This is a genomic window from Mammaliicoccus sp. J-M40 (assembly GCF_022386395.1).
Taxonomy (GTDB): Bacteria; Bacillota; Bacilli; order Staphylococcales; family Staphylococcaceae; genus Mammaliicoccus; species Mammaliicoccus lentus.
In genome coordinates, this window is sequence record NZ_JAJNIQ010000005.1 from 180,000 (window position 1) to 193,242 (window position 13,243).

14 protein-coding genes and 1 pseudogene are annotated in these 13,243 nt (G+C 31.2%); 11 read left to right on the forward strand and 4 right to left on the reverse strand.

The features are described from left to right. The 3 genes from LQ688_RS08260 to LQ688_RS08270 are packed head-to-tail and all read left to right on the forward strand — an operon-like array spanning position 1 to position 2,110. Entirely contained in the window at positions 1 to 441 is a 441-nt protein-coding gene (locus LQ688_RS08260) for a PTS sugar transporter subunit IIA (protein ID WP_239704011.1), read from the forward strand. Between the two features lies 1 nt (position 442). After that, on the forward strand, positions 443 to 727 hold the full coding sequence (locus LQ688_RS08265; protein WP_239704010.1) for a PTS sugar transporter subunit IIB: 285 nt from the start codon (positions 443 to 445) through the stop codon (positions 725 to 727). Between the two features lie 21 nt (positions 728 to 748). Beyond that, positions 749 to 2,110 carry a PTS ascorbate transporter subunit IIC gene (locus tag LQ688_RS08270; RefSeq protein ID WP_064211206.1) on the forward strand — a complete coding sequence of 454 codons (1,362 nt, stop codon included), beginning with the start codon at positions 749 to 751 and terminating at the stop codon, positions 2,108 to 2,110. A gap of 187 nt (positions 2,111 to 2,297) precedes the next feature. Here the strand turns inward: LQ688_RS08270 and LQ688_RS08275 are convergent, their stop codons facing one another. The 4 genes from LQ688_RS08275 to LQ688_RS08290 are packed head-to-tail and all read right to left on the reverse strand — an operon-like array spanning position 2,298 to position 5,818. Further along, complete coding sequence (locus LQ688_RS08275; RefSeq protein WP_218688602.1) at positions 2,298 to 3,068, reverse strand: DeoR/GlpR family DNA-binding transcription regulator; 771 nt, start codon at positions 3,066 to 3,068, stop codon at positions 2,298 to 2,300. Positions 3,069 to 3,091: 23 nt separating this feature from the next. Further along, positions 3,092 to 3,955 carry a ketose-bisphosphate aldolase gene (locus LQ688_RS08280; RefSeq protein ID WP_216683645.1) on the reverse strand — a complete coding sequence of 288 codons (864 nt, stop codon included), beginning with the start codon at positions 3,953 to 3,955 and terminating at the stop codon, positions 3,092 to 3,094. Beyond that, positions 3,955 to 5,361 (reverse strand): PTS fructose transporter subunit IIC, encoded by a 1,407-nt coding sequence (locus LQ688_RS08285; protein WP_218688603.1) that lies wholly within the window; start codon positions 5,359 to 5,361, stop codon positions 3,955 to 3,957. Before LQ688_RS08285 ends, LQ688_RS08280 begins: the two co-directional genes overlap by 1 nt. A gap of 10 nt (positions 5,362 to 5,371) precedes the next feature. Beyond that, positions 5,372 to 5,818 carry a PTS sugar transporter subunit IIA gene (locus LQ688_RS08290; RefSeq protein ID WP_064204965.1) on the reverse strand — a complete coding sequence of 149 codons (447 nt, stop codon included), beginning with the start codon at positions 5,816 to 5,818 and terminating at the stop codon, positions 5,372 to 5,374. Positions 5,819 to 6,157: 339 nt separating this feature from the next. On the opposite strand from LQ688_RS08290, the gene LQ688_RS08295 reads away from it, so the two are divergent. The 8 genes and pseudogenes from LQ688_RS08295 to LQ688_RS08330 all read left to right on the forward strand — a co-directional run bounded on the left by LQ688_RS08295 (position 6,158) and on the right by LQ688_RS08330 (position 13,008). Continuing rightward, the gene (locus LQ688_RS08295; RefSeq protein ID WP_239706278.1) at positions 6,158 to 7,300 is read left to right on the forward strand and encodes an NADH-dependent flavin oxidoreductase; all 1,143 of its coding nucleotides are present in this window, start codon (positions 6,158 to 6,160) and stop codon (positions 7,298 to 7,300) included. A 211-nt stretch (positions 7,301 to 7,511) separates the two neighbouring features. Next, on the forward strand, positions 7,512 to 8,192 hold the full coding sequence (gene rpiA / locus LQ688_RS08300) for a ribose-5-phosphate isomerase RpiA (RefSeq protein ID WP_239732622.1): 681 nt from the start codon (positions 7,512 to 7,514) through the stop codon (positions 8,190 to 8,192). A gap of 92 nt (positions 8,193 to 8,284) precedes the next feature. Continuing rightward, positions 8,285 to 8,791: a DM13 domain-containing protein gene (locus tag LQ688_RS08305; protein WP_135022294.1), complete on the forward strand. Its 507-nt coding sequence runs from the start codon at positions 8,285 to 8,287 to the stop codon at positions 8,789 to 8,791. A 71-nt stretch (positions 8,792 to 8,862) separates the two neighbouring features. After that, positions 8,863 to 9,300, forward strand: a complete 438-nt coding sequence (locus tag LQ688_RS08310) for a DoxX family protein (RefSeq protein ID WP_017000656.1) — start codon at positions 8,863 to 8,865, stop codon at positions 9,298 to 9,300. A 13-nt stretch (positions 9,301 to 9,313) separates the two neighbouring features. Continuing rightward, positions 9,314 to 9,985, forward strand: a complete 672-nt coding sequence (locus LQ688_RS08315; protein WP_239704026.1) for a response regulator transcription factor — start codon at positions 9,314 to 9,316, stop codon at positions 9,983 to 9,985. After that, positions 9,986 to 11,030: pseudogene (locus tag LQ688_RS08320) on the forward strand (sensor histidine kinase). 87 nt (positions 11,031 to 11,117) lie between these two features. After that, positions 11,118 to 11,771: a CPBP family intramembrane glutamic endopeptidase gene (locus LQ688_RS08325; protein ID WP_064204972.1), complete on the forward strand. Its 654-nt coding sequence runs from the start codon at positions 11,118 to 11,120 to the stop codon at positions 11,769 to 11,771. 85 nt (positions 11,772 to 11,856) lie between these two features. Beyond that, positions 11,857 to 13,008, forward strand: coding sequence for a polysaccharide deacetylase family protein (locus tag LQ688_RS08330; protein WP_147641145.1), 1,152 nt, complete (start codon positions 11,857 to 11,859; stop codon positions 13,006 to 13,008). The last annotated feature ends 235 nt before the right edge of the window (positions 13,009 to 13,243 follow it).

Below are 13,243 nucleotides of genomic sequence, written 5' to 3' on the forward strand. Positions count from 1 at the left end.
GTGACAGATTTTATTAAGGAAGAACATATCCTTTTAAGACAGAAGGTTAACAGTTGGGAAGAAAGTATACAACTAGCTTCTAAACCTTTGTTAGCTGAAGGGTATTTCACTCAAAAATATGTAGAGTCTATGATAGATAGCGTGCATGAAATGGGGCCTTATATTGTTATAGCTCCTGAAATAGCTATTGCGCATTCAAGACCGGGCAACAATGTTGAAAAAGTAGGTCTAAGTCTATTGAAATTAGACGAACACATTAATTTTTCTGAAGACGGACATTATGCATCACTAATATTTGTCTTGAGCGCTGTTGATAATGAAGCCCATCTTGATATTTTAAGACAATTAGCAACTAAACTAAGTGATAAAAAAAGAATAAATAGATTAATAGAAGCAAAAAATTCTGAAGAAATAATAAATATATTTAAGGAGAATGATTAATATGAAAATTTTAGTAGTATGTGGACACGGTTTAGGAAGTAGTTTTATGGTTGAAATGAATGCACAAGAAGCTCTGAGAAATTTACAAGCACCATCTGATGTAAAGGTAGAGCACAGTGATATTATGACAGCTAGTCCTGATATGGCAGATTTATTTATATGCGGAAGAGATTTAGAAGAAAACGCGCAAAGATTAGGTGAAGTTGTTGTATTAGATAACATATTAGATAAAGAAGAATTACAAAATAAACTAAGCGAAAAATTAACTGAAATGAATATTATTTAACTATAAAGGGGTGAGGGCATTATGAATTCAATATTAGGATTTATTGTAGATGTTTTGAGTCAGCCCGCTATTCTAGTAGCGCTTATAGCGTTCATAGGTTTGATTGTTCAGAAAAAATCAGGAGCAGATATTACATCTGGAACAATTAAAACGATATTAGGCTTTTTAGTATTAAGTGCAGGGGCAGACGTTGTAACTCAGTCATTAGAACCATTCGGTAAGATGTTCCAAGAAGCATTTGGCGTTCAAGGGGTGGTGCCAAATAATGAAGCGATTATATCTATAGCATTAAAAGATTACGGGACTACAGCCGCTTTAATCATGATGTTCGGTATGGTCGTAAATATACTTATAGCAAGGTTCACAAACTTAAAATATATTTTCTTAACAGGTCACCATACATTTTATATGGCTGCATTTTTAGCAATATTATTAACAGTAGGTAATATTACAGGTACTTTAACAGTTGTTATGGGTTCTATTATATTAGGATTAATTATGGCAATACTTCCAGCACTTGGCCAATCTACAATGAAAAAAATTACTAAATCTGATCAAGTCGCTATCGGTCACTTTGGAACAGTGAGTTACTGGGCAGCTGGAGAAATAGGTAAATTATTTTCTGGGAAATCTAAATCAACTGAAGATATTAAATTTCCAAAAGGTTTAAGTTTTCTTAGAGAAAGTACAATTAGTATTTCATTAACGATGATTGTCTTATATATAATTGCAGCGCTATTTGCAGGTCCACAATATGTACACGCTGAACTAAGTGACGGTCAAAACTTTATTGTGTTCTCGGTTATTCAAGGTGTAACTTTTGCTGCAGGTGTATTTATTATCTTAACAGGTGTACGTTTGATTTTGGCTGAAATTGTACCTGCTTTCAAAGGTATATCAGAGAAATTAGTGCCAAATACTAAACCAGCATTAGATTGTCCTATCGTATTTCCATATGCTCAAAACGCTGTGTTGATAGGATTTTTCGTTAGTTTTATAACTGGTGTAATCGGAATGCTTATTATGTTCTTAATCGGTGGAGTAGTTATACTGCCAGGAGTTGTACCACATTTCTTCTTAGGAGCTACAGCAGGTGTATTTGGTAACGCAAGAGGAGGTATAAAAGGAGCAGTTGCAGGGTCAGCATTGAATGGTATTTTAATTACATTTTTACCATTGCTATTCATACCATTTATGGGAGATCTAGGAGCAGCTTCCACAACATTCTCAGATACTGATTTCTTAGCAGTAGGAATTGTAGTCGGATATATTACTAAGTTCTTAGGCATTGCTGGCGTTATTGCATTAGTAATTATCATTGGTTTATTAGGTGTACTATTGCAAAGACGAGCTAATAATAAACTGTCTGAAGAAAAATCATAAATATATCGTTTTATTTGATATATATTATCCTGTCAACAGAGTATGGACTTTGTTTGGCTAAACAGTTTTAGTAAAATGATAAGTTGACATACTAAACTAAAAATCCCTTCACTAATGGAAATAGTGAGGGGATTGGTGTGTCTATACAAATCTTTTTGTTAATTGAAATTACTCTGATTGATAGAAATTAAAGTATCCATTTAATATTATTTTTTTGTAATAAGTTAATAGAGTCTTGAGTTAGTTTATAATCTGTAATTATGGTATCTACATCTTGTAAAGATAAGCTTTTATGAATATATTTATTGTTGAATTTTTCATCAGTTACTAGTAACACTAAGTGTTTAGAATTCCTTCTAAAGGCCTGTTTAATCAATGCTTCTCCTTCTGTAGTTTCAGTTGCTCCTTCTTTAAAATCAAATCCTCTGCATGATACAAAAGAGATATCTGCATAATAAGTTAAGGCATCATTAAAAGCTTTAGAACCATTTATGGTATTTCTTTTTTTTATAACTGTCCCACCTAGAATATTAATATGAGCGTCAGTAAACTCTGATAATAATGAAGCAGTAAGAACACCATTCGTAATAATTTGTAAACCTTCAAACTTAGCTAACATTTTAATTAAATGTAAAGTAGTGGTGCTTGAATCTATAAATATTACCATATCGTCATTAATAAGGTCTTTGGCTTTCTCTGCTAATTTATGTTTATTATCTTGTTCATTAAAGTTAATTATTTTCATTAAATAAGGCAAATCTATTTTTTGATTATCGATAATCATAGCTCCACCACGAGTCCTTCTAACGAGGCCCTTTTTTTCCAATTCTATCAAATCTCTTTTAACAGTAGCTTCACTGTATTTTACGAGTTCTATCAAGTCTTGTATTCTTGAAAATTGAACAATCTTTAAATGATTGATTATAATTTGTTGACGTTCTTCTATTATTTTAAGCATGGATTTAACCACCTTTGTAGAAATTACTTATATAATTTTGCTTTACCTATAGTGTTCAGTAAATTCATTTTATATTCAACTACTTTTTTTAATTTTTTATTTGCTTCTGGGTAAACTTCATTAGGTTCATACATATTCTTATTATCAATTAAAGTTTGTCTAACTTGTTCAAAAAAGACACTTTTTAAATCAGAACTTAAATTTACTTTACCCACACCATAAAGAACAGATTCACGTACTTCTTCATCAGGATTTCCAGAGCCACCATGTAATACAATAGGAATAGATAATCTTGAATTTATTTCTTTAAGTAACTCTATATTTAATTCTGGTTTCTTTCCTTTTGGATATAACCCGTGTGATGTACCAATGGCTACTGCTAATGTGTCAATGTTGGTTTCTTTAACAAAATATTCTGCCTGATCAGGATCTGTGTATATAATTTCATCAGTTCCACCTTCACTAGAACCATTATTTCCTATTGTACCTAGTTCTGCTTCTACTGAAACATCTACATTGTGTGCTAACTCAACTATTTGTTTAGTAATAGAAATATTATCTTCGAAAGATTGAGTAGAAGCATCAATCATTACTGAAGTATAACCGTTTCTAATTGCCCTTGTAACATCGAACAGTGTACTACCATGATCCAAATGAATAACGACTGGAACTTTACTATTAAGGGCATAAGCTCTTACAATTGACACAAAATTATTTCCTAAATATTCAATTTCATCTGGATGTATTTCTAGAATGACAGGACACTCTAGCCTTTCAACTTCTTCCATAATTGATTTAAGCATATCAAAACTAGATATATTAAACGCAGGAACAGCAAATTTATGCTCATTTGCAACTTTTAGTAAATCTTTCATATTATATAACATTATAACTCCACCTTATTTTTAATAATTTCATTTGATTTCTCTTTTTGTTCAAAAGTGATTTTTTTCTTTAGTAACCCAACTGACAAAGCTGTAACCACTGTTCCACTAATGATGGCGATGATATATATAAATATATGATTAATTACATTTGGAATAAATAAAATCCATATACCTCCGTGAGGAGCTAAAGAAGTTACACCACCACTCATAGATATTGCCGCTGCAGTTGCAGAGCCTAATATAAGACTAGGGATGACTCTAAGCGGATCTGCAACGGCAAAAGGTATCGCTCCTTCTGTAATATATGACGCACCTAATACCCAACAAGATTTTCCAGATGTTATTTCTTCTTTAGTGAATTTATTTTTGAAAATAAGTGTCGCTAAAGCTAGACCTAGTGGAGGAGTCATACCAGCTACCATACAAGCAGCAATAGGCGCATTAACACCGGCTGACATTAATCCTATAGAAAATGTAGAAATCGATTTATTAATAGGCCCTCCCATATCTGCTGCCATCATAGCTCCAATTAATAAGCCGAATAACATACCAGATGACTGTCCTAAACCATTTAACCAGTGAGTCAGTGTATCTAGTAGCCATGATATTGGAGTGTTGATTAGGAAAATCATTGCAATGCCCACTATAAATATAGAAAAAAGTGGTACAATTATTAATTGATAAAGTGCAGATACTGATTTTGGTATTTTAACTTTATTTGCTAAAATATTTGTTACATAACCAGCCATTAACCCGCTAATCATTCCCCCTAAAAATCCTGATCCATCAACTGTTGCAAGAGTTCCTGCAACCAAACCAGGCGCAAAACCTGCTCTGCCAGCTATTGAAGAAGCAATACCAGCAGATAAAGCTGGAACCATTAATTGGAATGCTGTATCTCCACCTATCTTAGAAAGTGCAGCTGCAAATCTATTATATGATTCTGAATCAGGATCAGCAGAATTTATACCAAAAGCAAAACTGATGGCTATTAATATACCACCTGCAATTACAAATGGGAGCATATAATTTACGCCATTCATGAAGTGATTATATATACCTGATTTATTATTTGTATTACTTTCATTATTTTCAATATTTGTCATATCGATATCATTTATAGCATCTTCTATAATGTTTTCAGGCATTTTAATTGCTTGTGCTGTTGAAATCTTTTTGACTTTTTTTCCAGAGAATCTGCTTAAATCGATTTCTTTATCTATTGCTAAAATAATTAAATCTGAGTTATTTATATCATCTTCAGTTAAAATATTTTCAGTCTTTGAACCTTGTGTTTCAATTTTTATATTATGACCTAGGTTTTCAGCAGTATTAGTCAATTTTTCAGCAGCCATATAAGTGTGGGCTATACCTGTAGGACATGCTGTAATTCCAATGATATTCATAATATTCCTCCTATACAGATAAAATATCTAAAATTTCATCTGCTTGTTCAGCATTTTTAATGTCATGTCGAAAATCTGGATTCATCAAAAGACGAGCCAATTCACTTAATAAATCTAAGTGTGAAGCTTGTGCAATTTTTGGTAATGCAATAAGAAAAACTATGTTAATTTCAGAATCATCTAATGCTTTGTAATCACTAATTTTAGAAGTTTTTGCAAAAGTAATAATAGGTTTATTTATATATTTAGATTGGGCGTGAGGTATACCGAAACCATCTTCAATCCCCGTAGAAACTATACTTTCTCGTTTAAGTAGATCTTTTAGAAACTTTTTCCTGTTCTTTAAATATCCGTGTTCATCTAATATTTCTGTGAGTGAATTAAAGAGTTTACTTTTAGAAGAAATTGTTTCGTCAAAAATAAAAGTATTTTTATCAATAAGTTCAAAAATCTTCACTATAACACCTCCTTGTATCTTTAGTAAGCGCTTACTAATTGGGTATAAGCATATCAATAGGATTCATAGTGTTCAATAGTTTGAACGGTTTATGTCATTAGTGATAAATGTAAGTCAAAAAGTTAATAATTATGAATGAAATCGTTCAATTAAATAAAAATGTATTTCTTTAACGAAGTAATTAAAAACAAATACAGAATACAAAAATTAATAATAATTATTGTTAATTTTATATAAGGAATTTCAATATATAAAATTCCTACCATAGCTATAAGCATTAAATTAGTAACTTCTAAAATAATGATGTTATAGTGTTATTTCATAAGGAGGACTTAAAAAATGAATGCGAAATATGAACCTTTATTTAAAGAACTAAAATTACCGAATGGTGTAGTATTAAGAAATAGATTTGTGTTAGCGCCTTTAACACATGTGTCTTCTAATGATGATGGCAGTATTTCTGATATTGAATTACCATATATAGAAAAACGATCTCAAGATGTTGGGATTGCTTTGACTGCAGCAAGTTATGTTGAACCGCTTGGTCAAGCATTTCCTGGACAAGCTTCTGTTTCTAAAGAAACGGATATAAGTGGATTATCTAAGCAAGCTGAAGTTATGAAGAAAAATGGTGCTAAAGCATTAATTCAAATTCATCACGGCGGTGCTATGTCACTACCTGGTTTAACACCTGATGGCGACGTTGCTGCACCGAGTGAAGTAGAAGTTAGAGGATTCGGTCAAAAAGAAACACATAAAGCTAGACCTTTAACTGTAGAAGAAATTGAACATTCTATTGAATCATTTGCGAGAGCAACGCGTATCGCAATTGAAGCGGGATTTGATGGCGTTGAAATTCATGGTGCCAACCACTATCTAATCCATCAATTCTTCTCACCTTACTATAATAGAAGAGATGATGAGTGGGGCGAACATTTACGTTACCCTCTAGCAGTTGTAGATGCAGTAACAAAAGTCGTAAATGAACATGCTACACCAGACTTTATAGTAGGTTATCGCTTCTCTCCAGAAGAAGTAGAATCTCCAGGTATTTCTATGGAATTAACTGAACAACTTGTCAAAACATTATCTGAAAAACCGATAGATTATTTACACGTATCTCTAATGGATATTCACTCTGAAACAAGAGAAGGTGAATATAAAGGACAACAACGTGTTAAATTATTGTTAGACTGGATAAATGGACGTTTACCATTAATAGGTATTGGCTCTATATTTACAGCTGAGGATGCTATCGCTGCACTTGAAACTGGTGCACCTCTTATCGCTTTAGGTAGAGAATTGCTATTAGATTACGAATTCATTAGCAAAATTAAACAAGGTAAAGAAGATGAAATTGTATCTATGTTCGATCCTGAAAGAACAGACAAACATGAATTAACAGAACCATTATGGAAACAATTTAATGCCGGTTTTTACCCGTTACCAAGAACAGATGAAGAACCTTCAAATACAAAATAATAATTTGTATGTTTTCACATAGATACCCTACAAAATAAATATAAAATGATATTCACCCATAAAATTTAGATACAATTCTAATTTTTATGGGTGATTTTTTATGAAATATCAAAGTATTCTCAATCAATACGTTAGGATGTTTGCACTATGTATATTTATAATGTTGTTAAGTTGAATTTTAAACATATAAATATAGATTGAGGTGTCCATAATGAATCAAGATGAGTTAAAGGAAAGTGTAGCGATAGAGGCTATTCAATATATAGAAGATGATATGAAAGTAGGTCTAGGTACTGGGTCTACGATGTATTATGCTATTAAACATTTAGGTGAGCGGGTTAAAGAAGGATTAAATATTGTTTGTGTACCTACATCTGAAAAAACAGCAGAATGGGCTAAAAAATTTGAAATTCCTCTTAGTGATTTTTCAGAAATAAGAAGTTTAGATATCGCAATTGATGGTGCAGATGAAGTGGATGAGAATTTACAGTTGATTAAAGGTGGCGGCGGTGCGCTATTAAGGGAGAAAATAGTTGCTGATGCAGCTAAAAAATTCATCGTTATTGTAGATGAATCAAAAGTAGTCAAAACACTTGGTAAGTTTAAGTTGCCTATAGAGGTCATACCATTTGGATGGAAAATTACAGCGCAATCTATAGAGTCGTTAGGATGTAAAGCGATTTTAAGAAAAAAAGAAGAAGAGATTTTTGTTACTGATAATCAAAATTATATTCTTGATTGTGATTTTTCGGAAATTCATCACCCTGAACAGTTAAATAATACACTTAAATCTATAGTTGGAGTTGTAGAAACAGGATTGTTTATTAACATGACTAAAAAAGTACTCGTAAGTCGAAGTGCAACAAATGAAATTAATGAAATAAATATTTAAGAATTACTTTATGGTAGTTAATAAACAGTTAATGGTTTAATAGAGCTGTACTTTATACAATTAACATATCAAATTAAAAGGAGATGTGTTAAATGAAATTTTCAACTACAGCTATAGGAGCACTTGCACTTTCAACTACGATTTTATTAGGTGCATGTGGTAATGACGATATGAAAAAAGACGAAAAAATGGAAACAAAAAGTGAAATGAAAGATAAAGAAATGGACAAAGACATGGATATGAAGGACAAAGAGATGAAAGACAAAGACATGGACATGAAAGATAAAGATATGAAAAAAGACGATATGATGATGTCTGGTATGTTTAAGTCTATGAATGGTGAAATGGTTGAAGGTAAAGCAACTATTAAAGATCATAAATTAATGCTTACTGATTATAAATCTTCTAAAGGTCCAGACTTACATGTTTATTTAACAAAAGATGGCGATGTTGAGAACGGTATGCAAATTGCTAAAGTAGATTATGACAAAATGGAACAAACTTTTGATTTAAAAGATATGGATGTTTCAAAATATAACGAAGTAACAATATATTGTAATAAAGCGCATGTAACATTCGGTAGTGCCAAATTAAAATAAAAAATTACTTCTATTAGGGGAATTCGGGTAAACCGTTTTTCCCTATCATGTTATATAAAGGAGAAAACATCATGAAAAAATTATATCAAATTATATTTTTAATCATACGCATTGTAAGTGGCATATACATTTTAAGACAAGGTTATGAAAAGTTAACAGGTGGTTTCAGTTTAGGTGGTCTTACTAAAGTCATTGCACAGAATCAAGACTCTCCAAAATGGTATAAACATTTCTTTAAAATTATTATTGAACCTTACACTTCTTATTGGGAATGGATTATTCCTATTGGTGAAATAATGATTGGTTTGGCTCTCATCATAGGTTTCCTAGAGTATTCTGCAGCTCTATTTGGTATATTTATTATGATTAATAACATTCTAGCAGATATGATTTTTACATACCCTGTACAATTATCTGGATTTATATTTATTGCGCTTAATAAAGAATGTATTAATTCAACATCTGTAAAAACATTTATCAATAAGTTTAATAAGAAGGAAGCAGGATGACAACAGGGCAAAAATACTAATCGTAGACGATGAACAAGATATTCTGGATATCTGTAAAACGTATTTTGAATATGAAGGGCACCAAGTAATTACAGGAACCAATGGACAAGAAGCAATTGAGCAAATAGATGATTCTATTGACTTGATGATATTGGATATTATGATGCCTGAGGTAAATGGCTATGAAGTGGTTAAGAAGATGAGAGAACAAAGTCTTGATATTCCATTTATTTATTTAACAGCAAAGACACAAGAAAATGACACAATTTATGCTTTAACTTTAGGGGCAGATGACTATATAAAGAAACCTTTCAGTCCTAGAGAATTAATTTTAAGATCACATAATTTATTAAATCGTAGTAGAAAATTTAATAAACAAGATTATTTAACATTCGATTCCATGACATTATGTAAGCAAGAGAAAGTATTGAAAATAAACGATGAAGAGATTCCACTACGTGTAAGAGAATTTGATTTATTATGGTATTTAGCTGAACGTGAAAAAACAGTTATTTCTAAATCTGAATTATTAGAGAAAGTTTGGGGATATGACTATTACGAAGATGCGAATACAGTGAATGTACACATACGTAGAATTAGAGAAAAGTTAGAACGACAAGATTTCCACGATTATGTTATTACGACAGTTTGGGGATTGGGATATAAATTCGAGAGGGCGAAATAAATGTTAACAATCAGAACTCAAATATTAATTGCATTTATAAGTAGCATTGTGTTAACGACAGCCATCTTAACGGTTGCATATAAATGGATGTGGTTCGATGCTCATACAACGTTGTTACTAACTATAAGCGCTATTATCGCAAGTTGTTTAACAACGGCTATTTGTATTTTATTTATTAATCCACTCGTCAGACGGATTCGTTTAATGAATTTGCAGACAAAACGTGTAGCCCAAGGTCATTATAATGAAACAGAACTTAATATTGATAGTCCGAAAGAGATGAGAGAACTTAGTCATTCATTTAATACGATGGCACGAAATATTGAAATACAAATTGAACAAGTGAAGCATGAACAACAGGAAAAATCAGAAATGGTACAAAATTTATCACATGATTTAAAAACACCTTTAGCAAGCATTACCTCATATTGCGGAAGGTCTCAAAGATGGTGTTATTTCAACAGAAGAGGAGCAAAATAAAGCTTACGATGTATTAATTAAGCAATCGCAAAGAATAGCTACTATGTTTGATGAATTAACGAGTGTTATGAGTTTGAATACTGTTTCAAGGAACAATTATGAACTTGAAACGATTTATATAGATAAGTTGTTCGTTTCTATATTACAAACTTATGAACAACAAGCCGCGTGCGAATCGAGAACGATTGATGTTAATTTATGTGATGAGGTGCAATCCTTTAAACAATATCGGGTTCCATTAGAATGTATTTTATTGAATATTATTGATAATGCGATAAAATTTACAGGCCTTGGTTCAAGAATAGAGTTAAAAGTGAATCAAGAAGCGGGGAATATTCTTGTTATAACTGTGTCTGACGATGGGACGGGTATAGCGAGCGAACATTTAAACCGTATTTTTGATAGAACGTATAGAGTTGAAGAATCTAGAAACAAGACTACCGGCGGGTCAGGGTTAGGTTTGTATATTGCGCGAAATTTAGCACATCAAATGGATGGTGTTTTAGAAGTTGAAAGTAAAATTAATATTGGATCTTCATTTATTTTAAAAATTCCTATGAAATAAAAGTGTTTAACTAAGATTATTGGTATAATAATATAAAAGAATTGATATAAATTAGGGATGGCTTTATTAAAAATGGGGAAGAATAAAATGAACTTAAACAGAGTATTAAATGATACGAATCCAATATCTACAAAAAGATATAAATATGTATTTTGGCAATCTATATTACTCATTATCATGCTAACTGGAGCGTACACTTCTATTGGTCTGGCTCAAAATTTATGGATATTGCTTTTAGGCGTTGTGTTATTTGGGTTGTCACTATATCTTATAGAAAAGTTTAAATTAAATATTTTTGAAGTAAAGCCAATTAAACGTACATATTTGTTATATATGTTATGTGCTACTTTAATTGGTCTTGTTATTTACTGGTCAATTTCATTAATAATTGGTCAGCCACATAATCAATTAGAGGTTTATCAAGATTTAAAATATTTACCTATCATGATATCCATTATAATTTTCGTAATTTTAGGACCGATTTTTGAAGAGCTCATCTTTAGGATGCTTATTATGAAAGGTATTTTTAGAGGTCATTTATTAGTTGGATATATAGTGTCTAGTGTTCTATTTGGCTTGATACATGGACCTTTAAACGTCGGGGAATTTTTAATTTATTGTGGGTTAGGTTTAGTATTTGGCGCAATTTATATTTTGACTAAGCGTTTTGAACTTGCCATACTATGCCACGCATTCAATAATCTTCTACATATTTTAATCTTTATATTATTTTATAATTAAATTATTATTTACCTCACTTTACATTAATTGGAAATAACGCTAGTATTATAACTATAAATATATTTAAAAAGGAGATGGGGACTTCTTGAAAAAAATACTAAACAGTATTATATATTTAATAGTTATCGTAACAGTACTTTCCGGTTGTCAACAAGATGAACAGAAAACGAATAAAGCACCAAAGAAGGCTACTGAAAATAAAGTTTCGCAAAAATATGATGCTAAACAAGATAAAGAAGATGAAAAAAGTTTGGAACCATATAATGGCGTTATCCATCACTTGTTTGTCCATCCTAATGTACCTTATCCTAAACGTGCGTTTACAGGAGAACAAGCAAAAGGATATTTTGATTGGATGTTAACAACACATGAATTTGAAGCTGCCATTAAAGAACTGCATAAGAATAATTATATTTTAATAGATCCTCATGATGCATATGATTTTTCAGGAGATAAAGTTAAGAAGAAAGAGTTAAAATTACCAAAAGGAAAAAAACCTTTAATTTTGTCAATTGATGATATGAATTATTACGACTATATGCGTAAAAATGGTAATGTTAATCGACTCGTATTAAATGAAAATAAAGAAGTGATTTCAGAATCAACAGATGATCACGGGAAGACCGTTAAATCTTCACAAGAAGCAATTGTACCAATTTTAAATGAGTATGTTAAAGAACATAAAGATTTCTCTTATAAAGGCGCTAAAGGTGTTGTTGCATTAACAGGCTACGAGGGCGTACTGGGTTATCGTACAAATGAATTAGACAGTAAAGACTATGAAGAAAGAAAGCAAGACGCTAAAGAAATAGTGAAAGTCATGAAGCGTGACGGGTGGCAATTTGGCAGTCATTCTTATGGCCATATAAACTTTACAAATAGTAGTTATAATCAAATTGTTCAAGATACGAAGAGATGGAAGAAAGAAGTAGAACCGATTATAGGTAAGACTGATTTATTCATTTATCCTTTCGGAGCAAGAGTAGAAATTGGTTCTCCAGCATTTAAGTATTTATCAGAAAAAGAAGGTTTTAAACTGATAACATCAGTTGGACCACAAGAATATGAACAGTTAACACCCCATGCCGTTACACAAGATAGAATTGCAATAGATGGTTTGAATTTATCAAAAGGAAAATATAAATTAAAGCCATATATGGACCCAGAACAAGTATTTAATAAAGAAGAAAGAAAATACTTTAAAGGTGGTAGTGATAGTAGTGGAGGTCAATTTTAAGTTTGGAAAATACAGAGCTAACGTGCTTGTTTGAAAAGTCTAGCCTATTAGAAAATGTAACGAGCTAGATAAAAATAACTAGCCTGTTAGAGGTAATTATCTCATGTACTTAGGATGAAATCATATTAAAATTATGGAAAATACAGTCAAGTCCATATTTATGTGTAATATCTTTAGAAGTAATCAACCATTGGTTTTTTAGAATGTATTAACAAAATAAATCTGTTTGATTTTT

Coding starts and splice junctions, on each gene's coding strand:
- LQ688_RS08265 (WP_239704010.1), top strand. CDS start 443: ATGAAAATTTTAGTAGTATGTGGACACGGTTTAGGAAGTAGTTTTATG.
- LQ688_RS08270 (WP_064211206.1), top strand. CDS start 749: ATGAATTCAATATTAGGATTTATTGTAGATGTTTTGAGTCAGCCCGCT.
- LQ688_RS08275 (WP_218688602.1), bottom strand. CDS start 3,068: ATGCTTAAAATAATAGAAGAACGTCAACAAATTATAATCAATCATTTA.
- LQ688_RS08280 (WP_216683645.1), bottom strand. CDS start 3,955: ATGTTATATAATATGAAAGATTTACTAAAAGTTGCAAATGAGCATAAA.
- LQ688_RS08285 (WP_218688603.1), bottom strand. CDS start 5,361: ATGAATATCATTGGAATTACAGCATGTCCTACAGGTATAGCCCACACT.
- LQ688_RS08295 (WP_239706278.1), top strand. CDS start 6,158: ATGAATGCGAAATATGAACCTTTATTTAAAGAACTAAAATTACCGAAT.
- rpiA (WP_239732622.1), top strand. CDS start 7,512: ATGAATCAAGATGAGTTAAAGGAAAGTGTAGCGATAGAGGCTATTCAA.
- LQ688_RS08305 (WP_135022294.1), top strand. CDS start 8,285: ATGAAATTTTCAACTACAGCTATAGGAGCACTTGCACTTTCAACTACG.
- LQ688_RS08310 (WP_017000656.1), top strand. CDS start 8,863: ATGAAAAAATTATATCAAATTATATTTTTAATCATACGCATTGTAAGT.
- LQ688_RS08325 (WP_064204972.1), top strand. CDS start 11,118: ATGAACTTAAACAGAGTATTAAATGATACGAATCCAATATCTACAAAA.